At 35.1% G+C, this 23141-nt stretch carries 28 protein-coding genes; 12 read left to right on the top strand and 16 right to left on the bottom strand.

All coding sequences use genetic code 11. From position 1 onward, the window contains the following. Positions 1-2 precede the first annotated feature (2 nt). A complete protein-coding gene (locus tag Q0Y61_RS03285) occupies positions 3-725 on the bottom strand; it encodes a triose-phosphate isomerase (protein WP_297811286.1) in 723 nt (240 codons plus the stop codon). Positions 726-814: 89 nt separating this feature from the next. On the opposite strand from Q0Y61_RS03285, the gene Q0Y61_RS03280 reads away from it, so the two are divergent. Beyond that, positions 815-1897 (top strand): FUSC family protein, encoded by a 1083-nt coding sequence (locus Q0Y61_RS03280; protein ID WP_297811283.1) that lies wholly within the window; start codon positions 815-817, stop codon positions 1895-1897. Between the two features lie 76 nt (positions 1898-1973). Here Q0Y61_RS03280 and Q0Y61_RS03275 read toward each other — a convergent pair whose 3' ends face one another. The 9 genes from Q0Y61_RS03275 to Q0Y61_RS03235 all read right to left on the bottom strand — a co-directional run bounded on the left by Q0Y61_RS03275 (position 1974) and on the right by Q0Y61_RS03235 (position 9937). After that, positions 1974-3347, bottom strand: coding sequence for a methyl-accepting chemotaxis protein (locus tag Q0Y61_RS03275; RefSeq protein WP_297811280.1), 1374 nt, complete (start codon positions 3345-3347; stop codon positions 1974-1976). After that, positions 3322-3825, bottom strand: a complete 504-nt coding sequence (locus tag Q0Y61_RS03270) for a PAS domain-containing protein (protein ID WP_366517282.1) — start codon at positions 3823-3825, stop codon at positions 3322-3324. The genes Q0Y61_RS03275 and Q0Y61_RS03270 overlap by 26 nt, the downstream gene beginning before the upstream one ends. 251 nt (positions 3826-4076) lie before the next feature. After that, the gene (gene rplS, locus Q0Y61_RS03265) at positions 4077-4433 is read right to left on the bottom strand and encodes a 50S ribosomal protein L19 (protein WP_297811278.1); all 357 of its coding nucleotides are present in this window, start codon (positions 4431-4433) and stop codon (positions 4077-4079) included. After that, positions 4423-5127 (bottom strand): tRNA (guanosine(37)-N1)-methyltransferase TrmD, encoded by a 705-nt coding sequence (gene trmD / locus Q0Y61_RS03260; protein ID WP_297811276.1) that lies wholly within the window; start codon positions 5125-5127, stop codon positions 4423-4425. The genes rplS and trmD overlap by 11 nt, the downstream gene beginning before the upstream one ends. Then, positions 5127-5720, bottom strand: a complete 594-nt coding sequence (gene rimM / locus Q0Y61_RS03255) for a ribosome maturation factor RimM (protein ID WP_297811272.1) — start codon at positions 5718-5720, stop codon at positions 5127-5129. Before rimM ends, trmD begins: the two co-directional genes overlap by 1 nt. 1 nt (position 5721) lies before the next feature. Then, on the bottom strand, positions 5722-5973 hold the full coding sequence (locus tag Q0Y61_RS03250) for a KH domain-containing protein (RefSeq protein WP_297811269.1): 252 nt from the start codon (positions 5971-5973) through the stop codon (positions 5722-5724). Between the two features lie 16 nt (positions 5974-5989). Then, complete coding sequence (gene rpsP / locus Q0Y61_RS03245; protein WP_297811265.1) at positions 5990-6220, bottom strand: 30S ribosomal protein S16; 231 nt, start codon at positions 6218-6220, stop codon at positions 5990-5992. A 117-nt stretch (positions 6221-6337) separates the two neighbouring features. Continuing rightward, the gene (ffh, locus tag Q0Y61_RS03240; RefSeq protein WP_297811262.1) at positions 6338-7678 is read right to left on the bottom strand and encodes a signal recognition particle protein; all 1341 of its coding nucleotides are present in this window, start codon (positions 7676-7678) and stop codon (positions 6338-6340) included. Between the two features lie 153 nt (positions 7679-7831). After that, entirely contained in the window at positions 7832-9937 is a 2106-nt protein-coding gene (locus Q0Y61_RS03235) for a methyl-accepting chemotaxis protein (protein ID WP_297811259.1), read from the bottom strand. Between the two features lie 174 nt (positions 9938-10111). Between Q0Y61_RS03235 and Q0Y61_RS03230 the strand changes: the two genes are divergently transcribed. The 6 genes from Q0Y61_RS03230 to Q0Y61_RS03205 all read left to right on the top strand — a co-directional run bounded on the left by Q0Y61_RS03230 (position 10112) and on the right by Q0Y61_RS03205 (position 15599). Then, positions 10112-10654, top strand: a complete 543-nt coding sequence (locus tag Q0Y61_RS03230; protein ID WP_297811256.1) for a YceI family protein — start codon at positions 10112-10114, stop codon at positions 10652-10654. Positions 10655-10909: 255 nt separating this feature from the next. Next, on the top strand, positions 10910-12025 hold the full coding sequence (locus Q0Y61_RS03225) for an ABC transporter substrate-binding protein (RefSeq protein ID WP_297811253.1): 1116 nt from the start codon (positions 10910-10912) through the stop codon (positions 12023-12025). 26 nt (positions 12026-12051) lie between these two features. Next, positions 12052-12951 carry a branched-chain amino acid ABC transporter permease gene (locus Q0Y61_RS03220; protein WP_297811250.1) on the top strand — a complete coding sequence of 300 codons (900 nt, stop codon included), beginning with the start codon at positions 12052-12054 and terminating at the stop codon, positions 12949-12951. Between the two features lie 9 nt (positions 12952-12960). Then, complete coding sequence (locus tag Q0Y61_RS03215; RefSeq protein ID WP_297811247.1) at positions 12961-14091, top strand: branched-chain amino acid ABC transporter permease; 1131 nt, start codon at positions 12961-12963, stop codon at positions 14089-14091. A gap of 52 nt (positions 14092-14143) precedes the next feature. Then, positions 14144-14917 carry an ABC transporter ATP-binding protein gene (locus tag Q0Y61_RS03210; RefSeq protein WP_297811244.1) on the top strand — a complete coding sequence of 258 codons (774 nt, stop codon included), beginning with the start codon at positions 14144-14146 and terminating at the stop codon, positions 14915-14917. Beyond that, positions 14904-15599, top strand: coding sequence for an ABC transporter ATP-binding protein (locus Q0Y61_RS03205; protein ID WP_297811240.1), 696 nt, complete (start codon positions 14904-14906; stop codon positions 15597-15599). The genes Q0Y61_RS03210 and Q0Y61_RS03205 overlap by 14 nt, the downstream gene beginning before the upstream one ends. A 46-nt stretch (positions 15600-15645) precedes the next feature. Here Q0Y61_RS03205 and Q0Y61_RS03200 read toward each other — a convergent pair whose 3' ends face one another. The 3 genes from Q0Y61_RS03200 to rpe form a co-directional block, all read right to left on the bottom strand. Beyond that, a complete protein-coding gene (locus Q0Y61_RS03200) occupies positions 15646-16167 on the bottom strand; it encodes a hypothetical protein (protein ID WP_297811237.1) in 522 nt (173 codons plus the stop codon). Positions 16168-16175: 8 nt separating this feature from the next. Further along, positions 16176-16580 (bottom strand): DUF4879 domain-containing protein, encoded by a 405-nt coding sequence (locus tag Q0Y61_RS03195; RefSeq protein WP_297811372.1) that lies wholly within the window; start codon positions 16578-16580, stop codon positions 16176-16178. Between the two features lie 290 nt (positions 16581-16870). Continuing rightward, positions 16871-17506, bottom strand: a complete 636-nt coding sequence (gene rpe / locus Q0Y61_RS03190) for a ribulose-phosphate 3-epimerase (protein ID WP_297811234.1) — start codon at positions 17504-17506, stop codon at positions 16871-16873. Between the two features lie 136 nt (positions 17507-17642). On the opposite strand from rpe, the gene Q0Y61_RS03185 reads away from it, so the two are divergent. Genes Q0Y61_RS03185 through Q0Y61_RS03165 form a run of 5 tightly spaced genes read left to right on the top strand, consistent with a single transcriptional unit; the run spans position 17643 to position 22306 of the window. Next, positions 17643-18536 carry a class 1 fructose-bisphosphatase gene (locus Q0Y61_RS03185; RefSeq protein WP_297811231.1) on the top strand — a complete coding sequence of 298 codons (894 nt, stop codon included), beginning with the start codon at positions 17643-17645 and terminating at the stop codon, positions 18534-18536. After that, complete coding sequence (locus Q0Y61_RS09460; RefSeq protein ID WP_366517281.1) at positions 18520-18897, top strand: hypothetical protein; 378 nt, start codon at positions 18520-18522, stop codon at positions 18895-18897. Before Q0Y61_RS03185 ends, Q0Y61_RS09460 begins: the two co-directional genes overlap by 17 nt. After that, on the top strand, positions 18875-20803 hold the full coding sequence (metG, locus tag Q0Y61_RS03175) for a methionine--tRNA ligase (protein ID WP_297811228.1): 1929 nt from the start codon (positions 18875-18877) through the stop codon (positions 20801-20803). Before Q0Y61_RS09460 ends, metG begins: the two co-directional genes overlap by 23 nt. A 9-nt stretch (positions 20804-20812) precedes the next feature. Next, positions 20813-21907, top strand: a complete 1095-nt coding sequence (locus Q0Y61_RS03170; RefSeq protein WP_297811225.1) for a hypothetical protein — start codon at positions 20813-20815, stop codon at positions 21905-21907. A gap of 12 nt (positions 21908-21919) precedes the next feature. Continuing rightward, complete coding sequence (locus Q0Y61_RS03165) at positions 21920-22306, top strand: hypothetical protein (RefSeq protein WP_297811222.1); 387 nt, start codon at positions 21920-21922, stop codon at positions 22304-22306. Between the two features lie 104 nt (positions 22307-22410). On the opposite strand, the gene Q0Y61_RS03160 is transcribed toward Q0Y61_RS03165, so the two are convergent. From Q0Y61_RS03160 to Q0Y61_RS03150, 3 genes are all read right to left on the bottom strand, one after another. Beyond that, positions 22411-22626: a hypothetical protein gene (locus Q0Y61_RS03160; protein ID WP_297811219.1), complete on the bottom strand. Its 216-nt coding sequence runs from the start codon at positions 22624-22626 to the stop codon at positions 22411-22413. A 5-nt stretch (positions 22627-22631) separates the two neighbouring features. Further along, complete coding sequence (locus Q0Y61_RS03155; RefSeq protein WP_297811216.1) at positions 22632-22787, bottom strand: hypothetical protein; 156 nt, start codon at positions 22785-22787, stop codon at positions 22632-22634. Positions 22788-22950: 163 nt separating this feature from the next. Continuing rightward, a complete protein-coding gene (locus Q0Y61_RS03150; RefSeq protein ID WP_297811213.1) occupies positions 22951-23115 on the bottom strand; it encodes a hypothetical protein in 165 nt (54 codons plus the stop codon). Positions 23116-23141 lie beyond the last annotated feature (26 nt).

Below are 23141 nucleotides of genomic sequence, written 5' to 3'. Positions count from 1 at the left end.
TTTTACTCCTTACAATCCAATGAATTATCTAATATCTGAAAAAAGCTTGAAATCTCCCAACTTGCACTTCCTATCAATACACCATCTACTCCATTTAAGGAGAGAATCTCACGCACATTTTGAGGTTTCACGCTTCCGCCATACAAAAGCGGAATTTTACCTAATTTTTGCTTTAAGCGTGTGTGAATTTGTATAATTTCTGCTAAACTTGCACTCACTCCGCTACCAATCGCCCAAATTGGCTCATAAGCCACCACCAAATGAGGATAACTTAAATCAATCCCTACAAACTCTGATTCCAAAAACTCTAAAACTGCTTCGATTCCTTGCTCTTTAACCTCTTGAGATTCTCCAATACAATAATAAATCTTAAATCCGAGCTTGCTAAAAAAATCAAATTTACTTGTACAAAAACTTTGCGATTCTCCCAATATCCCACGCCTTTCACTATGTCCAATCAAAATAGTTTGAATCCCAAACTCTTCTAATTGCTCTAGTCCAATCTCACCTGTATAGGAGCCGTTTTGCGCAGGATAAGCATTTTGAGCGCCAATTTGAAAATGCTTAAAGCAATTCTCCAAAAGTGCAGTTTGTGGAGGAAAAAGGACGATTTTGTGTGTAAAAGATTGCCTGTTTAGTTCAACAAACCTTTCTAGCTCTGCACAAAACTGCAAAGTGCTTTTTCTTGTATGATTGGTTTTGAAATTACTTGCAATGATTTTCATAGAATCCCTTTAGTTTTTAGCATTATAGCAAATATTAGAATCACGCTTTAATTAATGCTATAATTTTACCCACATATCAAGGAGTTTAAATGAATTTTTTTCAGAAAATTCAAGAAAATATTAAACTTATCTTTACTTGGAATCCTAGTGATAGGTTATGGCAAATGCCATTTTTTGCTGGGCTTAGTGTTGCAGTGGTGCTTTTTGTCGCAGCGTTCTTTAATCGTCCTGATTTAGGGCTTGTCGCAATTATTGGGACAAATATTTTTCTTTATGTCCCAGATACACCTATTTATCACAAAATGATTTTAAGTATGGCGTGTGCATTTGGAATCATAACTTCTTTTACACTTGGGCTTGTGGGACAAACCTATCCTACACTTATTCCACTTATTGTTTTTTTAGTCACGATGATTAGTGCGCAAGTTGTGCGTTATTTTAGCATAGGTGCTCCGGGATTCTTTTTCTTCACTTTTGCAATGATTTTAGGGACTTATATTCCTTTTGAAATTAAAGATTATCCTTTCGCTATCGGGCTTGTCGCACTTGGCACTATGATTGCAAATGTAATGGTTCTCCTCTATTCTTTAAACGTCATTTATATTTTCAAACACCCGCCCAAACCCATTTCAAAAATAGGAGAATTTGGATTTGGTGTCATTATCATTGACCCCATTATTATTGCATTTTTCGTTAGCGCATCTATGATTTTTCAGAGTTTTTTAGAACTAGAACGTGGCTATTGGGTTGGGGTAAGCTGTGCAAGCGTTTTAACAGCCATCACTTTTAAGCAAATTTGGATTAAACAAACGCAAAGAATCTTAGGCACAATCGTGGGAGTGAGTTTTGCTTACTTTTTATTGCATTTTAGTTTCAGCCCGATTCAATTTGCGTTTTTAATGATGGTTCTAATGTTCTTTGCAGAATTAACAACGGTTAGGAATTATGCTTTGGCTATGGTATTTTTAACACCCTATTCCACTTATTTAGCAGAAGTTGCTAGCTTTATGAACTATGACCCAAACCTTATTATCAAGGCAAGAATCCTAGATATTACCATTGGTAGTTTGTTTGGGCTTTTAGGTGGTGCAGTGATGCATTGGAAGTTTTTGAGGGGGATACTAGAGAGAATCTTGCGCAAGATTGTTTTTCGATGGGTTGGAGAGGATTAAAACACACTTACATCTTAGCTTTATTTATATAAAACTTAAACTATCACGCAAAATTACCATAATAATACAATCTAGCTTATGAAATGGCGTGAAGTTCTTGAGAAACCTCTGCGCTTTTAGCTTCAAATTTCTGACAATAATCTTGTAATTGTTCTTGGTTTTGCGTGTAATTGCCAAGCTTGATAAACTCCAAAAATTCCCGAATACTTGCATCAAAATCAAAGATTTTTTGACAAACGCTCTTATCAATCAGAGAGTTTTCTCCAAGATTACATTGCGAAGTGATTTGTGGAATCTCATTTGTAATCACTGCAGAATAAGAAGCAAATTTTTTCAAAATACAATCTAATTCTAATAATGCAATATAAGAAGTCTTATTGGTATGCAATATAGAATCTAACAGATAAGAAGCTTGCTTATCCATTGAACCAAAAGTTTCATTAAATGAAATCATTAAATCATTAGACTCATTTGCAATTGTATCAATCTCTTTGACATAACCTGAAATTTCATTCATTTCTTGGTTAATTACCTGTGTAGTAGAGGAAATTTCTGAAGCAGTTTTAGTCGCACGTTCCGCAAGCTTGCGCACTTCATCAGCAACCACTGCGAATCCTCTTCCGTGTTCTCCAGCTCTTGCTGCTTCAATGGCGGCATTAAGGGCTAGGAGATTGGTTTGGTCTGTTATTTCTTTAATCAACAAAACAAAGGAGTCAATTTCTTTGATTCGTTTTGTAAAACATTCAAAAGATTGTGAAGTTTGTGCCATCATAGCAGAAAGGTTAGAAAAGTTATTCATAATAATATGCACACTCTGCATTCCATTATTAGAAGATTCAGAAATCGTCTTTGTCTCTTTAGAAACTTCATTCATTACTGAAATCACATTATTTAAATTTGTAGAAATGGAATTTAAATCTTTCTTAAGACTTAAAGCGCTCTTTTTGGAAACTTGATTGATAATCAACCCTCTTGCGCCCAATTTATCTGCTTCTTCAATCGCATTAGAAGCCACATTGACAAGCCCGCCCACATAGGCAAAGGTTCCTTTCAAAGAGTGTGAATTAACTTTTCTTTTATATCTCTTGTTGCTTGCTGCAGTAATAGCGGAAGAAGAAGCCCTAACAAAGGATTCCACTTGATCAGCCAAATCATTGATATGCCAAGAGAGATTACCCAAAGCGCCATTATCTTGGATATTAGTAATTCTTGCTTCCAAATCTCCATTGGAGAGTCGCTCCACACAATTGGTAATTTCTTTAATATACATATCTCTTCTATTTCCCGCTATAAGCGTCAAAACACAAGCAACTAGCCCTAAACAAAAAACAAAAAATTCTAAGAGATAGTGAATATCCAACCATTCAATAATAAATAAGAAAATAAAAATAAATATAAAACAATAATTAAAATATCTGGAATATTTATAAAGATAATACGAATTCTTCATAACTCTCTCCTCTTTGTGCTAAAATCCTTTCTAGTCTTTCTTGACTTTTTTGGATTCCTTCTCTTTGCTCAATTTCTAATAGTTCTTTATAAAGTGGGATTATGGCTTGTTTGGCTTGTTCTGTTGGTTTAAGCCGAATAGAATGATAGCCGACAATCTCTCCTTTTCCATTAAACGAGGGTGTAACAAATGCCTTAACCCAATAATATGAGCCATCTTTAGAAAGATTCTTCACATAAGCTATAATTTCTTTTCCCCCTTGAATGAAGTTCCACAAAAATTTAAAAATAACCTTTGGCATATCTGGATGGCGAACGATATTGTGTGGCTTACCTAAAAGCTCTTTTTCAGTATAGCCCGAAAGCTCAATAAAAATCCTATTGCCATACAGAATTTTTCCTTTTAAATCTGTTTTAGAAACAATAATTTCATTGTCTTCAAATTGTTTTTCTTGCAAATTAGGTTTCATTTTCTTCATACAACACCTTCTCCTTAATTAAGCAAAAATCGCGAACGATTTAATCCTAACTATTCATAGCTTAATTTTACTATTTAATTCATAAATGAATGGTAAATAAAATGTCAAGTAGAAGATAATGTTTATTTTAAGTTAAATTTGCAAATTAATTTTATTATTTTTGTAAGAAAAGCTTATAATACTACTAAACTAATAAATGTATTTTAAGAAAACTAAGTGAGTGATTAAAGATTCTTGGCAGAAGAAGTCAATTATTTTCTGACTTCTTTGATTCTTGCAGATTTTCCACTTCTTGAACGTAGATAATAGAGTTTCGCTCTTCTAACGCGACCAATTTTAAGCACTTTGATGCTCTCAATACTTTGAGAATAAATAGGGAAAATTCTTTCGACCCCTACACCATTTGCACCAATTTTTCTAATAGTAAAAGTTTTGCCTGTTCCACTTCCACGCAATGAAATACAGACACCTTCAAAATTTTGAATCCTTGTTTTATCTCCTTCGGAGATTTTAATCCCGATTCTTAGGGTATCACCTGCTTTAAATTGTGGGATTTCTTTTCCTGCAATTTGTGCATCTTCAAAATGTTGAATATATTTATTTCTCATCTTTGAACCTTTGTTTGTAGCGATTATAGAGGTCTAGTCTATAGAATTTAGTTTTTGCCTCTGATGCTTTTAATTTTAAGTTGCGGATTTTAGCGTGATTTCCCTTTGAATACTCTGAAGGAATCTTTAAATTTTTAAAATTATAGGGTTTTACAAAATTAGGTGCTTCTAATAAAAACTCCTCATAACTTTCTCCTTGTAAAGAATCGTGATTGCCAAGCACTCCTTCTACTTGCCTTGAAATGCTATCACACAAGCAGAGTGCCGCAATTTCTCCCCCTGTTAAAATAAAATCCCCTACACTAAAAACTTCATCAGCAAAACTTTCTATTAAACGTTCATCAAACCCCTCATATCGCCCACACACCAAAGCAATATGTGATTTTTGACTTAGGCGTCTAGCGTCTTTTTGAGTGAAAGACTTTGCACAAGGTGTCAAAAAAATGATATGAGTATTTGGACTGTGTTTTTTAACGGACTCTAGCGCATTGCTTAAAGTCAATGGTTCTAGCACAAGCCCTGCACCCCCACCCACTTGATAATCATCTGTTTTTGCAAACCGATGAGGACTGAAATTGCGTGGATTGACAAAGTCTATATGAATTAACCCTTGTTTTATTGCCCGATGAAGAATAGAATCACTAAAGTAGGATTCTATCAAATGTGGAAATAAAGTAATAATGGAAAATTGCATTAACTATTTTCTAAGATTTCTCTACAAAATTGTGTGTAGATAATTTTTTGCTCATCGCAGGTATTTTTGGGTCCTGCTTTGGAATGGATTGTAAAATCTTTTTTGGATTCCACCTCTAAAATATAACGCGCATTATAAGGAATCAAAAAACTCTTAGGGAGATTCTGTGCCACAAGTGCAAAAGCGGTTTTCACAGACAAATAATCCTGCTCACAAAAGCGCTCAATTTCATTTACCCAGCCCAAAATCTCACCATTTTCTACGATTGCACTTCCGACAATATCAAACCAAAAAAATTCATTTTCTTTAAGTTTGCATTGCTTTTTGCTTTGTTCTTGAGTGGTATAAAGTATAAGATTTGTGATTTGCCTTGTAGCTTCTTTAGAATCAATTTGGATAAATTTTGCCACCGAACGTTTGGGTTGGTAATATTCTAGTGTTAGATTTCCAACTTGTGATAAATAGATATTTCCTGATTGTAGAGATTCAGGAAAATCACTTAATAAATGTAAAAGGACTTCCCCTTTAAAGCCTACTGCGCGACCAATTTTTGCAACACTCACCCAATCTTTTTGGACGACTTTATCAAGCATTTTATTCTTTGGATTCTTGTGGTTTTACAATAATGCGATAGGAATTCCCGTCCTTTGCCTTGATACCAGAAACAAATGTTTTAATTGCGCCAATCATTTTTCCATCTTTACCGATTAAACGTCCTGCATCTTGCAAAGAAGATAGAATTTCAATCTCATAAAAATTCGCGTCAATCTCTGTTTTAACTACACGAATCCTATCAGGTTCCACAACAATTTTTTTTACATAAGCTTCTATAAAATTCTCTACCATTATTAATTACCTATACTTATGCTTTGGTAATTGCCTTTACTCTTTCACTCATTTTTGCACCAATGCCTGTCCAATATTTCAATCTCTCTGCATCATATTTTACGACGGAAGGTTCAGCTAGAGGATTGTAATAACCGATAGATTCAATCCAACCTCCATCACGTCTTTTTCTGCTATCAGTTACAACGATTCTATAAAAAGGCTTTTTTTTTCGTCCCATTTTTGTTAAACGAATTACAGTTGCCAAAATATACTCCTTGAAATAAATCTTAAATCACAGATAAATCTGTCTAAAAGAGAAATTCTACTCACTTTTAGACAAACTTATGCTTAAAATCCTTATTTTTTAGGGAGTTTTTAAGACTTAATGTCTTAGTTGTCCCATTCTTGCATCTTTCATTAAACTCATCAAATCCCCCATTCCACCTTTGTTGGAAAATTTTTTTGCCATTTTTGCTGCATTTTCAAATTGTTTTAAAAAGCGATTCACATCACTTACACCAATCCCAGCCCCCATTGCAATACGTTTTTTACGGCTACCGTTTAGTAAATCTGGATTCTCACGCTCTTTTGGCGTCATAGAAGAAACCATTGCGCGCATCTGCTTAATTTCTTTGGAATTATCCAAATCCACATCTTTTAATGCGCTTGCCATATTACCTAAACCAGGTAACATTGATAGGATAGACTGCATAGAACCAATCTTTTTAATATTGTCTAATTGAGAGATGAAATCATTAAAAGTGAATTTACCTTTTTTAATTTTTTTAGAAATATCTTTTGCCTCTTTTTCGCTAATAACTGCAGCGGTTTTTTCAGCAAGAGAATGAATATCCCCTGCACCCATTAATCTTCCTACTATGCGTTCTGGAATGAACACTTCTAAATCTGCGATTTTCTCTCCTACACCGATAAAACGTAATGGAATTCCAAGCTGATGAGCAATAGAAAGAGCAATTCCTCCTTTGCTATCCCCATCAAATTTACTCAAAATCACCCCACTTAAATCCATTTTCTGATGAAAGACTCCCGCACTTTTTACTCCATCTTGCCCACTCAAGCTATCTACAACATAAAAAATTTCACTTGGATTAATTGCTTCTTTGATTCCTTGTAACTCTTGCATTAATGCTTCATCAATTGCCAATCTTCCCGCAGTATCTACCAATAGCACATCATAAAGCCCAACGATTGCTTTTTGTTTAGCTTTTGTCGCAATTTCTATAGGAGATTCTCCCTCAAGATGAAAAAAATCCACTTCTACTTGTAAAGCTAACTGACGCAACTGCTCCACAGCAGCCAATCTCTGCAAATCACAAGCTGCTAATAAAACCTTTTTCTGCTTACTCTTAAGATAATTTGCCAATTTTGCAGTTGTCGTCGTTTTACCGCTTCCTTGCAAACCTGCCATTAATACGATTGTCGGTGGCTTGGGCGCAAAAATAAATCCATAATTCCCAGGCGCAGTTAAAATCGTATGAAGTGATTCTTTTAGTGCGCTTAAAAAATTCTCCTTGCCTATTCCTGCGAGCTTTGTTTTGCCCTCAATTTCTCCTAAAAGTTCTTTTAAAACTTTATAATGCACATCAGATTTTAAAAGAGATTTTTTTAATTCCTCTAAAGCGCGTTTTAATGCTTTCTCATCATCTTGAAATCGGATTTTACTGACAGCATTTTGGAGACTTTCTGTAATAACACCAAACAACTTAATAACCTTATAATTTTAAAATAAAAAGTTTGCGATTCTACATTAAATTTGCTTAAAGATTTATATGCCTGTTTTGCTAGTTTTGGGGTAATTTACAAAACTCAAAGAATCACGAATCAGATTCTAGTTTTGCTTAAAGGATTCTACGCTTTAGAATTTCTTTCTTTCAATATCTTGTGTAATTTCACTAGCAAGTTCATTAATGTGTTGTGCAACCAATTCAGTCTGATTTGCAATTTCTTGATTATTATTTGCAATATCATTTAAATGTGCAATCGTATCATTTATCTGCTCTATGCCTTGTGTTTGCTCCTTTACAGATTCTCCCATATCATTGATACCTTGCACTAGCACATTAACATTTGCGCCAATCTCTCCCAAGCTCTTTTGTGTGCGTTCTGCAAGTTTGCGCACTTCATCAGCAACCACTGCGAATCCTCTTCCGTGTTCTCCAGCCCTTGCAGCTTCAATAGCAGCATTAAGGGCTAAAAGATTCGTTTGTTCGGCTATGTCATTAATAATACTTACGACATTTTTAATATCCTCTGCTTGTCTCGTAATTTCTAGGGTTTTGTCATTAATGGATTGCATAGAGTCTGTGATATTCTCTGTATTTTCTGAAGATTGCCTTAAGCTACTAACTTGCTTTTCATTTGCTTTCATTAAATGATTCACGCAATCATTTAGAGACTGACTCTGTTTTTTTAAAGATAAAGAAAGTCCAGAAGATGTGCCAAGCATTTTTTTAATCTCTTCGCCAATGAGATTCAAAGAGACTTCCATATTTCCCTTTGGATTCTCCACATTTGCAGTAAAATCCAAATTTTTATAATCCTCAAAAACCGCTTGCAATCGGTTGAAGTTTGAGCCAACTTTGACTTGCAAAACTTCAAGCATTGTATTTAAAGTATCCCGCAATTCTAGTAGTTTAGGATTGTTTGGGGTAGAATCTAGCTTCTGCTCTAAATCTCCCGCTTCTATGTCTTTGACGACAGAAATCACTTGCGTAACCATGTTTTCATCTTGCCGTAAGGCTTCTTTGGTAGTTTTAATGTTTGTATTAATAAGCGTTCCCATCTCTCCGATTTCATCTTGAGCTAGAATCCGCACAATATCTGGTGCTTTAGGAGTTTTATAATTAATAAAGTCAAAAAAGTTAGATAGAAAATTACCAAGAGTCATCATTCGGGTTGTAATATATCTCTTTGTATAGACCCAAATTGCAAGTGAAATAATCAAAACCGAAATAATCCCAGAAATTAAGATTATAAATTCTATATGATTTAGAGGCTCATAAATTACATCTTTAGGTGCGACCGTTACAAGTGTCCAAGTCGTATCTATGTCCCCCCAAAGTTGGAAATGAGAAACTCCTGCGTAATTTTCTACGCCGTTGCTTATGTATTCTATTGCAGTAGTTCTACCTGAACTTAGAAGATTTAGCAGGGTATCCACACTGCTGTGATTATTCTTTTCTATCAGCTTTTTACCAACAAGAGTGGAATCTGGATGAATCAAAATCGTGCCATTGTTAGAGAGTAAAAACTTCCTATCTCCTCTAAAAGCAGAACGTTTAGGGTCAAGCACGACTTTTGAAATTTGTCGCAAGTCCATTATGATTCCAATCACTCCAATCACTCGGTTATTTTTATCAAAAATTGGTGCAGAAATATTAGAACCAAATACAACTAAATTATCAATATCAAATCTTTTGGGATTATCAAAAGAGATTTTTTTGTTTTCTAATGCAGCTTTAACTGATGGTAAGCGAATAATATCCTCGTCCGCTTGGAGAGTTTTTACTTCATTGTTACGCTCTCTATCAATATCCATTAAAATCATAAACTCTTCATTAGGTAGCAAAAACTTGTTTGTGGAATCTTTAATAGATTTTTGGCTATATATAGACTTACCCGGTATATATAAATAAGCAAATGAAGCCCATTCATTATCCAAAATCATATGAGTAATGACATCTTGCAACAAATCTCTACTTACGATTCCATCACTATCGTGTGCAATGATAGAGGAAGTGATTCCCTCTGCAGCCTCTACTGCCATAAAAGACTGCTGCATCACACCCTCTAAGCGATTGATGGCCCTTGAATTTGCACTTACTAGCAGTTTGTGTGCTTCTTCTTGCAAAACTCGTGCAGTTTGGCAAGAAATAACAAAAGTCAAAATACCCATAACTAGCAAGACAATAGAGCTAGTAATTAGAGTGATTTTCGTCCCTAAACGTAAATTTCCAAACATAAATAAACCCCTTTAATGAAATGGTAAAATTTTATAGGCATATTGTGAGTTTTTTTACAAGTTAATGTGAAGTTTCTGTCAAGACAAATTTAACTTTTTTGGCACATTATTTACCATTTATTATTTTTTATTTATTATAATTTCAGAGTAAATTTTAATTTTAAAGGATTTCAAATGAAAAAGTTTCTCTTTACTTCAAGTCTATTAGCAGCCCTTAGCTTCCCTGCATTTGCTGCCCCTTACACATTAGATTCGGCAAATTCAAAAATAGATTTCCAAGTCTCTCATCTCAAGCTTACACAAGTAGATGGCAAGTTCAACAAATTCAATGCAACCATTGATTATGATAAGGCTTCTAATACTCTAAAAACTCTAGAAGGTGTTGTAGATATTACTTCAGTGGATACTGCAAACGCCAAAAGAGATGCGCATTTACAAGCAGAAGATATGTTTGATGCCAAAAAATATCCTAAAATGACTTTTAAGATGACGAAGTTTGAAGCAGGTAAAATCTATGGTGATTTAACCATTCGCTCTACAACAAAGCCTATTGTGCTTGACGCAACTCTCCAACCAAATGGTAAAAACTTGGATATTAATGCCACTACTACTATTTTAAGAAGCGATTTTGATATTACTTGGCACAATATCTTTAAAGACAATGCAGTAGGAGATGAAGTCAAAATTCTTTTGAATCTTAAAGCAAATGCACAATAATTTTACTTGTTTGCAATTAAGAAAATTCACCGAGAAACTCTTGTAAGTTTTCTCGGCTCCTATTATTTAATCAAGATTCTACAATATTTTATTATAGCAACATAAATAAAAGTGTCAATTCTAACTTTATAATCAAATCTTCACCACATTGGTCTATTATTACTTAATCAAAATACCCTTAATATAACGCAATACATTATTTAAGCAAAAAAATGTAAAAATTAGCCTTTCTATTTTAATCATTAAGGAACTTTGATGAAAAGGCACTTTTTAGCTCTATCATTCGTATGTGGCTTATCAGTTAGCAGTCTTTTAGCAGGAGAGGCAAAAATCGGTGTAGTTTTACCAGCAAGTGGTGCAGTAGGAGGATTTGGCGAACTTGGAAAACGTGGGATTGATTTGGCTTATAAGGCACAAAGCAAAACTAAAAATGGCGATTCAATTAAAATTATTTTCATTGATAATAAAAGCGATAAAATAGAATCCGCAAATGCTATGCAAAGATTAGTTTCTAGCGATAAAGTCAGCGTTGTCATCGGTCCTATGATTTCCACTAACGCTTTGGCGATGACAAAAATCGCAGATGATAATAAAACGCCGCTGATTGCGCCTGTTGCAACAAATGACCGCGTGACCAAAGGTAAAAAGTTTGTTTCTCGCGTCTCCTTTGCCGATAGCTTTCAAGGATTGATTGCGGCAAATTTAGCCTTTAAAGATTTGGGAGCAAAGAAAGCTGCTATTTTGTTTGATAATAGTAGCGACTATTCGATTGGACTTACCCGTGCTTTTAGAAATCAATTTAAAGCACTAGGGGGAGAAATCATTATTGAAGCCAACGCACAAGCAGGGACAAAAGACTTCAAAGCACAAATTTCAAGCATTAAAGCAAAGAATCCTGATGTATTGTATTTACCAATTTATTACAATGAGGGAGCATTGATTGCTGTTCAAGCCAAACAATTAGGACTCAATGTGTCAACCATCGGTGGTGATGGCTTAGTTTCTAACAAAATATTTTTTGATGTCGCAAAAGAAGCGGGTGAAGGCTATATGGTAACAGATTACTATTCTACAAACTCCAAGCAAACTGCCAAAGGAGAACAATTCATTAAAGATTATAAAAAAGCCTATAATGAGCCTGTAAGCTCCTTTAGCATTATGCTTGCAGACGCATATGGATTAGCAGTTACTGCCATTGAAGAATGCGGTGCAGAAAATCGTGAGTGCATTAATGACAAAATTCGCAATGCTAAAGATTATGAGGGTGTAAGTGGCAAATTCTCCTTGCAAAATGGAGAATCCATAAGAAGTGCAGTCATCAATCAAGTGCAAGGCGGTAATTTAGTTTATAAAACTACGATTGAACCCTAGATAAATTTAAATTTAAGGTTTAGAGTTTGGATTTTTTGACCTTTTTTCAGCAGTGCATCAATGGCTTAAGTTTAGGTAGTATGTATGCGCTGATTGCCATTGGTTATACAATGGTATATGGTTGTTTGCGCTTGATTAATTTTGCCCACGCAGATATTATGATGGTAGGTGCATTTTTGGTATTTTTTGCGATTAACTCCTTTGATTTTCCTTTTTATGCTGCAGCAATTCTTGCCATTACTTTATGTGGAATCTTAGGAGTTACGATTGATAAAATTGCTTATACGCCTTTACGAAATGCTCCTAGAATCTCTATGCTCATCACAGCAATTGGCGTAAGTTTCTTTTTAGAAAACCTATTTAATGTTCTTTTTAGTTCAACACCTAGATTTTTCAATGCACCAGAATTTTTCTCACAGACTTTAAATCTCTTTGGTATAAGCCTTACGATTATCACACTTATCATTCCTATCGTTACTCTTTTACTTTTAAGTGGGCTTTTGCAATTCCTTTATCGCACGAAGCAAGGAATGGCGATTCGGGCAAGTGCTTTTGATATTAACACTGTGCGCTTAATGGGAATCAATGTCAATCATATTATTGCACTTGTTTTTGCTATCGGTAGTATTCTAGCAGGAATTGGGGGGATTTTTTATGCTATCTCTTATCCTACGATTGACCCGTTAATGGGTGTGCTTATTGGGTTAAAAGCCTTTGCTGCTGCGGTATTAGGTGGAATCGGAAGCGTAGGAGGAGCTGTTCTTGGGGGCTTCATCTTAGGCTTTACAGAAGTTATGGCAGTAGCACTTTTTCCAGAGCTTGGAGGGTATAAAGATGCGTTTGCCTTTTTATTTTTAATCTTAGTTTTGCTATTTCGTCCTGTTGGTATTATGGGCGATTGGCGTTTAGAAAAAAGCCGCTTTTAAGGATTTGTAATGCTAAAATTTTATACAAACAATCCAACAACAATGACTTTGGGATTCCACCTTAGTATTTATCTTGTTATGATTTGCGTGATTTTTGCTACGCAATGCTTACTAGGGGACTATGCTTTAAGAATCTTTAATAACATTCTAATCTTTATCATTCTAGCTGTGAGCTATAACCTCATTAATGGCGTTACAGGGCAACTTTCTTTAGAACCCAACGGGTTTGTTGCGATTGGCGCATATATCACGGCTCTAATGCTGCTTGATTCTGATTTAAAATGGAGTATGTTCCAACTAGCAGACCCTCACCCTTTTATCTTAAATATGTCTAGTGAATTATTACCCGCACTTCTTTGTAGTGGAATCGTAGCGGCTATCATTGCTATAATGCTTTCTTTTCCTGTATTTCGTGTGAGAGGAGATTACTTAGCAATTGTAACGCTTGGTTTTGGCTTTATTATCAAAATCTTAGCCATTAACAATCCAGAATGGACGAATGGTGCAATTGGCTTAAATGAGATTCCAAATAATCACGATTCTGTTGTTGGTGCGATAGAAAAGCTACTTTTAAACCTTAGCACAAGTGATTCTATGCCTTTTAGAGATTTTTTTGACTTTCTTTATACGCACGCATTTAGCAATGGTGCAAATATTACGGTGTTTTTTTGGAGTGGGATTTTCGCTACGGCTTCAGTGATTTTAATTTTGCAGATTGTCTATTCCAAATACGGACGCGCAATGAAAGCAGTTCGAGACGATGAAGACGCTGCAACTGCTATGGGAATTGATACTTTTAAAATCAAAACTTTTGCTTTTTCAACTAGCGCATTTTTGGAAGGTATTGGGGGGGGGCTTATGGCGGTTTGGCTTACCACGATTGATCCAAAAATTTTTGGTTTTGAGCTTACATTTCAACTATTAATCATTATTGTGCTTGGAGGATTAGGAAGCACAAGTGGTGCAATCTTAGGAGCGATTTTAGTTATTGGCGGGGGAGAATGGCTTAGATTTTTAGACCAACCTTTAGTATTTTTTGGAAATGATTTTGGTTCTTATCCAGGTCTTAGAATGGTGTTTTTCTCTCTTATCTTGTTGGCTATTATGCTATTTGCGAGGGAAGGGATTATGGGCAAATGAGAAATTTGGGATTTAAATCCTACTAAATTAAAAGGGTTTAGAAGATAAAATAATGGCGATTTTAGAATTAGAAAATGTCAGTATTGCCTTTGGCGGTTTAAAAGCGATTGATAATGTAAGTTTTAGCGTGCAAGAAAAACAAATTTTTGGGCTGATTGGTCCAAATGGTGCTGGAAAAACAACCCTCTTTAATATCATTACAGCCAATTATAAACCCAATAGTGGAAAAGTTCATTTTTTAAATAAAAACATCTCTAAATACAAGCCAAACACAATTGTCAAACTAGGAATCGCACGGACTTTTCAAAATATTCGTCTCTTTAATTCTATGAGTGTATTGGATAATATTCTCATTGGATTACATAATAATGCAAAATATAGCTTTTTTGAAGCAGCCTTTCGCATAGGAAGATACTTTAAAGAAGAAAAACGAATTAAAGAATATGCTCAATGGATTCTAGATTATATGGGATTAGCAAATAAACGCAACCTTAATGTAAGCGCACTAAGCTATGGTGATAGTCGCAAAGTAGAAATTGCAAGAGCGTTAGCGACTAGCCCGAAGTTACTTCTATTAGATGAACCCGCAGCGGGTATGAATCCTAAAGAAACACAAGACTTAAGTGAGCTTATTTTAAAAATGCAAAAAGATTTTGGTTTGAGTGTGTTACTCATTGAACACGATATGCCTTTTGTTAATCAACTTTGCGAACAAGTTTTAGTGCTAGATTATGGTAAAAACCTTTTTAGTGGCACTCCTAAGGAGGCCATTAATAACAAAGAAGTCATTGCTGCCTATCTAGGAGATTTCTATGCTACAAATTGAGAATTTACAAGTTCATTATGGCTTAATTATTGGGTTAAAGGGTATTAATTTTCATATTGAAGAACACGAAATCATTACACTCATTGGAAGCAATGGTGCAGGTAAAACTTCTACCTTAAATGGTATCGTGCATAGTGTGAAAACAAAGGGAAAAGTCCGATTCTTTGGTGCAAATATTTCAAAAGTCAAAACACATAAAATCATTCAACGTGGAATTGCGCTTGTGCCAGAGGGAAGAAGGGTTTTTACAAACCTTAGCGTTGATGAAAATCTCCGAATGGGCGCATACAACAATGATGAAAACTTTGAAGTAATGCGTGAGAAAATGTATAAGCTTTTCCCACGTTTAAAAGAGCGTCAAAAGCAAATGGCAGGCACAATGAGTGGGGGAGAGCAACAAATGTTAGCCATTGCTAGGGCTTTAATGAGTGAGCCAAAGTTGCTTATGCTTGATGAACCAAGTCTTGGACTTGCACCAAAGGTCGTGGGGGAGCTTTTTGAAATTCTTTTAAATTTGCGTGAAAATGGTATTACGATTCTACTTGTAGAACAAAATGCCTTTGCAGCCCTCAAAATTGCCAATCGCGCGTATGTGCTAGAAAATGGCAAAATTGTAATGGAGGATTTTGCAAAGAATCTTTTAGAAAACCAAGAGATTAAAAAACGTTATTTAGGAGGATAATAAGCAGAATCGTGCCTAAAAATCTGCGATTCTACTAGAACTAGATTTAGTCTTTGAGATTTCGCAAGATCGCACTTAAAGATTCTGCCGCTTGTGTTTTGCGTTTTGTAAAATGCTCTAGGCTTTCTGTCTCTCCCATATATAAGCCTCTTTGAATCGCAGTTTTAGATTCCAAAACCTCTAGCACATTTTCTAGCATTTTGCCTTGCTCATCTTTAGTAGCATTAGCAAAATAATGATGCCAACTCGCATTCGCACTCTGCCAATTCACTTTAAGAATGTCCATATTATTTTCTTTTGCATATTGTTGAATCACAGAGACAAGTTGTGCTGTGCGTATCGTTCGCCCCTCCTCACTATCCCAACTCACGCCAAATTCGCTTAAAAAATCATCAAAATTCGTAAGGCTAGATTTTTGAGATTCTTGATTTTTCTCTGCGCTGTTAATGTTATTAGTTTGATTGCTTTGCGTGAATAAAAGTTTATCAAAGGAAGTTGTGTTTTCTTGTTGCTTTGTTTGATATGTAAGAGGATTTTCTCGTATATAAGAGATTGTGTTAATTTGCATAGGAATCCTTATTTGATATAAATAGATGTGCTTTTAGAAACTGCCGCATTATTAATGGAGGTAGCCGTAAATTCAAATGTGCCACTCGCATTACTAGGTTTAGAAATATCCCAATAATCAATAAAACCATCCACAATGTTATCTCCGCTTAAATCCACACCTTCCGAATATAGTTGTACAGCTTCATTTCCAGCAAACTTAGCTCTATCATAGCTTCCACTTCCATAACCTACAACACCCGTATTAACTTGAAATGGCACTCCACCGTGGTCATATGCAGTTTCGGTTTGATTGTCATTGATGTATTCGCAACCACCATATTTTTCGGAACAAACATCAAGAATCAAAACCTGTGTAACCAAAGGGACAGCTTTTGATTGTATTTTAGAATTTTCTTTATAACCCTTTTTCATTCTCTCTAGTGCTTTATCAAAATCACCACGAATAATTTTTTCTTTATTGGGTGAATTTGGCTCTAAAAAAATATTAACACCATTTCGCGTAATTTTCTCTTTACCCTCTGGGTATAGAGTTACTATCTGCTGTAAATGCGATTCCACAGCTTAAAACACTTGCGAGTGCAAGACTTAAAAATTTTTTTGTCATTTAACCCTTAAAATTTAAGATATACAAAACTTAAGCAAAAAGCATTCCTAATTTATATTGTGAAAATATAATTGAAGTTTGTGGGGTTTATCTAACTTTACCGCAAACTTTCTATCCGTTCTTTATAATTACCACCAAAGATATAGCTACCTGCTACAACAATATCTGCCCCAGCTCTTTTTAAGGATTCTATATTTGCTTCACTCACTCCACCATCTACTTCAATCAAGCAGTTTGGATTGCACAATTCTATTTTGTCTTTTAAGGCTTTAATCTTATCTAACACATTGGAGATAAATCTCTGCCCACTAAAGCCAGGATTTACACTCATTAATAACACCATATCCACAAACTCTAGTAAATAATCTATAGAATCCAAATTAGTATGCGGATTTAACACGATTGCGGGCTTGATTCCAAATTCACGGATTCTTTGCGCCAAACGATTAGCGTGTTTTTCTTCTTCAATATGAAAGGAAATAAATTCGGGCTTAAAAGGAGCAAAAAGATCAACAAAAAAGTTATTATTCTGCACCATTAAATGAATATCTAGTGGTTTGCTTGCGACCTTTGCAACCGATTGAACTACCACGGGACCTAGTGTAAGATTTGGCACAAAATGCCCGTCCATTACATCAATATGCACAAAATCACAACCTGCTTCGCAAATCGCTTTTATTTCAAATTCTAACTTTCCAAAATCCGCAGAAAGAATACTTGGTGCAACGAGCATTGAATCTCCTTGAAACAAAATAAGCCAAAATTGTAGCAAAAAACTATAAATATTGCCCTAAATAGCCACTAAATCCATAAAATAAGCTATAATACACAAATTTTTGTTATCTTTAAAGTTGCAAGGGAGTAAATCAATGGGTGCAAACGCAGATTTAGCACGCGATTTAGAATTAATTTTGGCACAAATCCAATCTGCAAGTTTGCCAATTTATGAAACTCTTAAACAGAGTTTGGGGGAATATACACAAAACACAAACGCGACAGGAGATATGCAATTAAAAGCCGATGTCCAAGCAGATGAGATTTTACAAGCTAGTTTCAAAAACTTAAAAATTATCCAACAAATTTGTAGTGAGGAGCAGGAAAAAGCAATTCAACTGCACGAAAAAGGCACTTATAGCATTGCTTATGACCCTTTAGATGGTTCTTCTTTGATGGGTGCGAATCTTAGCGTGGGGAGTATTTTTGGAATCTATCAAGGTGAATTTCTACCACAAAATCTTGTTGCGAGTGCGTATATTCTCTATGGTATGGTAGTTGGAATCGGATTTGCTTCTTTATTAAAAGAAGGAGTAGATTATTTCGTGCATAATGGAAAAGAATTTGAACTGCAAAAAACTTTCAAGCTCTCCTCTAAAGGAAAACTAAATGCCACAGGTGGCACACAAAAAAATTGGAGCAAATCTCATAAAGAAAAAATGGAATCTCTATTTAATGCAGGCTATCGCTTAAGATATAGCGGGGGAATGGTGCCAGATTTGCACCATATCTTAGTTAAAGGCGGTGGAATCTTCTCTTACCCTAGCACGAGTGATGCCCCACAAGGCAAACTTAGAATGTTATTTGAGGTATTCCCTTTTGCTTTTATCTTTGAAAGGGCTGGTGGGGAAGCGATATGTGTAAATGAAAACACACCATCACAAAATAAAAGGAGGCGACTTTTGGAACTCACACCAAAACACTTGCACGATACAACACCTTGTTTTTTCGGTAGCACGGAGGAAATAGAATTTGTCAGCAAATCTTGAAAATTGGGAAAATAGAGTAGAAAATAGCTTACAACAAGAGATTGTGTCTCCTCAAATCACAAATCCTAGCAAAATTGAAATTGCACTCAAAGAGCTTAAAGATTGCCAAATCCAAAATAAAACTGAAAGTTGTATTTTCTGTAAAAATATGCTAGGTTGCACACAAAAAAGTGAATTTGAGCAAAAGGCACAAGAAAACTTGACGCAAAAGCAAAATGAACTCCAATCTTGCCAAAACAACAAAGGGATTTCAAGTTGCTTAAATTGTGTAGAATTATTAGAATGCGAAGTGCGCAATGCTTATGTAAGAGCAGTTTATTTGAGTATGAATAAAGGAAATGGAGGTAGTTTTGAATTCTAAATTTTATATTACATCTCCTATTTATTATGTAAATGATATTCCACATATTGGACACGCTTATACAACCATTATTGTGGATACTCTTGCACGATTTGCTAGACTTCAAGGCAAAGAAGTTTATTGCTTAACAGGCACAGATGAACACGGACAGAAGATTGAACAATCTGCGAAGAAAAATGGAAAGAATCCTAAAGAATATGTAGATGAAATCGCACAAAAATTCAAACATCTTTGGGACGAGTTTGGAATCAATTATAATCACTTTATTCGCACAACCGATGATTACCATATTGCAACCACACAAGCGGCATTCCTTAAAATGTTTGAAAAAGGTGATATTTATAAAGGTAAATACGAAGGAAATTATTGTGTTTCTTGTGAATCCTTTTTTACCAAGTTTCAATTAATCAATGAAAAATATTGTCCTGATTGTGGCAAAGAAATTGTTCCACTAGAAGAAGAAAGTTATTTCTTCAAGCTTAGTGCCTATGAGCAGAAACTCTTACAATTCTATGAAGAACACCCAAACTTTATCTTACCAAAATTTCGTCGCAACGAAGTCATTAACTTTGTAAAAGCCGGTTTAGAAGATTTATCTATCACGCGCACAACTTTTGATTGGGGAATTCAACTTCCAAAAGCCCTTATAGACAAAGATTCAAAAAACACCCAACACGTGATGTATGTTTGGTTAGATGCATTAATTAACTATCTTAGTGCGCTAGGATTTTGCAATTGCTTAGAAAATAAAATGGATTTTTGGGCAGCAGACTATCATATTGTAGGAAAAGATATTTTACGATTCCACGCCATTTATTGGCCTGCATTTTTAATGAGTTTGGACTTGCCCTTGCCACACCATATTGCAGCACACGGCTGGTGGACTAAAGAAGGCAAAAAGATGAGCAAAAGCATCGGCAATGTTGTCAGCCCAAAAGAAATTGTAGATTCTTATGGACTAGATTCTTTCCGATATTTTGTGCTACGTGAAGTACCTTTTGGTCAAGATGGAGACTTTTCACAAAAAGCCCTTATTGAGAGAATCAACTCTGATTTAAGCAATGATTTAGGCAATCTGCTTAATCGCCTTTTAGGTATGAGTGCCAAATATTTCAACAACTGCTTAAAGGTTGATTTTACCAATTTTGCAGAGCATTATAGCCTAGAGATTGCGCAAATGGATAAAACTTTAAAAAGTCTAGAAAACTATATGGACGAAGTGCAAATCCATCGCTACTTAGAAGAGATTTGGACACTCTTTAGTTTGGGAAATGGAATCATAGCTAAAAAAGAGCCTTGGAGATTAGTCAAAGAGGGCAGAAATGAAGAGGTTGCGGAGCTACTCGTGTTTATCGCTAATTTGCTGATTAAATCTGCACTTTGCCTCTCCCCTTGTATGCCAAAGAGTGCAGAATCTATTCTTAGTGTGTTTGAATTGGAAGTAGAATCGCACAATTATCAAAGGTTTGTTGGTAAAGGCGAATTGCTCACACAAATACAATGCAAAGCAATTCCTGCATTATTTCCAAAAGTAGAACAAAGTGCAAAGGAACAGGTAAAAGCAAATATAGAGATTTTAAATCCTATAGCCAAAGAAGATTTTCAAAACATAGAAATTAAAATTGGCACAATTCTTAGTGCAGAAGAATTACCCAAAAGCGAAAAACTCTTGAAGCTTCAAGTGGATTTAGGAGAAGCAAGAGTGCGCCAAATCTTAGCAGGAATCAAAGCTTATTACACACCGCAAAGTTTGATAGGCAAACAAGTTTGCGTACTTGCCAACCTCAAACCCGCTAAACTTATGGGCGAATTAAGTGAAGGAATGATTCTAGTAGCAAAAGACAGCAGAGGATTGACACTTATCGCCCCGCAAAATATTAAAGAAAATGGGAGTCCAGTCAGCTAAGGAGAAATTATGAAAAGGAAAGAAATACAAATTAGTGTCAATGAGATAGTAGAAATTGCATTTGGGACTTTATTAAACCAACCAAGTATTTCTTTTTTCAATCAAATCTGCGATGAAGTAAGCGAAGTCAAAAAGGGAGATTTATTTGTGGCGTGTGCCTCCAAAGATTCCCAAAAGGAAATTGAAGAAGCAGTGCAAAAAGGTGCATTTGGGATTCTTTTTAGTGGCAATATTGCAATGAGTGATTCTGAAGTAGCTTGGATTAGCGTAGAGGATTTAGAGCAATCCTTAGTCCGAATTGCGCGACATTATTTGATTGTTGGAAATAAAATTTTATTTTTACTCCATTTTGATGAATATCAAATTGCTTCACAAATCATTATTCCAAAGAAAAATCTAGGTTACTATTGTGGCTCACTTGTAAAACTCATTCGCTACATTTTAACTTGCGATGTAGCCTATATCTTGTATTGCAACTCACAAATTAATCTCAATGTTTTGCCCAAAAATCAACAAGAAATCAAACTCTTGCCACAAGAAAAAATTGAGGACGAAAACCTACCTTTTGCTATTAATTCTTATTCTCTCTTTGGGATAAAGATATTTTACAAAACTCTTGATTATGAGATTCCACTACCAAAGCTTTTTATCCAGCCTCTTGCGCGTGTATTGAGGTTTTCTGAAGAATATTCTTCAGAAGTGCAAATGAAGAATTTAGAGGGAATCTCTAGCTTTAAACCACTCTATTTAGATGAGCGCGGGTTTATTTCTAAGCCGGGAGCAACCAATAAAGTCTTGCTTGCTTGTATGGATATAAAACTTTATGAGCAGTATTTGGCTTATTTTACAATGTATGCAAAATGGGCTCGTCTAATGCTTTTTGTCCCGCAAATTTATCAAGAGATTTACGCACCTTATGCAGAGGTGCGTTGCTTTGAAAATCATCAAGAGTTGTTTGAGCTATTAATTTGCGAGAAATATAATTTTGCATTAATCTTTGGGGTTAAGACAGAAATATTTGAAGAAAAATTTACCAACAATACACACGAACAAAGTCTGTTTGAATATGCATATTTAGAAACAGAATCACAAAATACAAATTGATAAAGGAATCAAATGAAAATAGCCGTGCCCGTCTATGATGAGAGCTTAAGAATCTTTGGAAATACAGGACATACACCCTTTTTTGCAGTATTTGAGCAAAAGGGGGAGGGAATGTTTAAAAAGATTGATTTAGTGGAATTGCGCAAAAATCCGCGTGGCAATATCAACGCAAGTGAGGGTTGTTCACACAAAGACGAACAAATAAGTAACGAAGAGCAAATAGCACATAAGGAAGAACATAATGTATTAGGTGAAATCATTAAAGATTGTGCAGTAGTGCTTGTGAAAAAAGCTTGTCCCAATACCGCACGTGTCTTTAATGAAAAAGGCATTAAAATTTGCAAAATTGATACTGCCTGCCAAATTGCGCAGGATTCCTTTAAATCTATCAAGCTTTAAATTTAAAGGACTCTAATTCTCTCTTCTGATGGATAATTTGCAAGTATGAATAGAGGGAGTAAGAAAAAGTTTCCTATCAAATACATAAAAAAAGGGGGGGGGATTTACACAACCACACTAAAACTCACGCAAAAGGTGCTTTGTTGGGATTCTGCCTTTACAGAATCTTGAGAGACTTCCACTTTCTCGTTATTTTCGTTTTCTTCTGTGTTTTCTTCTTCACTCTCTGCAAGTTTTTGTTGCATTTCAAGTAAAGGTTTAGTTTGGTATTCTAGCGTAATGTCTATGGTTTTACCACAAGCCTCTGAATATATCATCATTTTATTTATCTCCCATTACAAAGACCAAAAAACTTACAAGCAGCGGCTTGGTAAATAGATTGATTATTTGTTTGACAACTATTTGTCCAAGAACAATTTGCAAATAAACTTGCAGTCCCCAAGCTTGTAACAAATAAAATTCCTAAAACAACTTTTTTCATATTCTGCTCCTTATTTTGCAATTTTAAGATTCTTTGATTGTAAAAAAAGTCAAATTAAATTTAACTTAAATAACCAAATAATCTTAAATAAATATTATCTTAAGCTAATTTTTAGTTTATTCGTAACACTTCCCTTGTCTGAATTGCCGCAAGGATTCTCTCGCTAGGCTTGGAATAATCTTGACAATAATCGCAAGATTGATAGAAATCTTTGTCCGTAAAATTCCAAAAATCTATCCGTCTTGTCCATTAAATCAACATAATCCCCCTGAACTTCCTCTAAGCCCTTCAAGACAGAGAGGGAGCTTGCCGCTGCACAGACAAACATTGCCCCCTTTAGGAGCTATTTTGCCC

This window comes from uncultured Helicobacter sp., from assembly GCF_947367035.1.
In the GTDB taxonomy this organism is placed as follows: Bacteria; Campylobacterota; Campylobacteria; order Campylobacterales; family Helicobacteraceae; genus Helicobacter_D.
The sequence above is the reverse complement of the archived record's forward strand: the minus strand, read 5'-3'. Positions and strand labels throughout refer to the sequence as shown.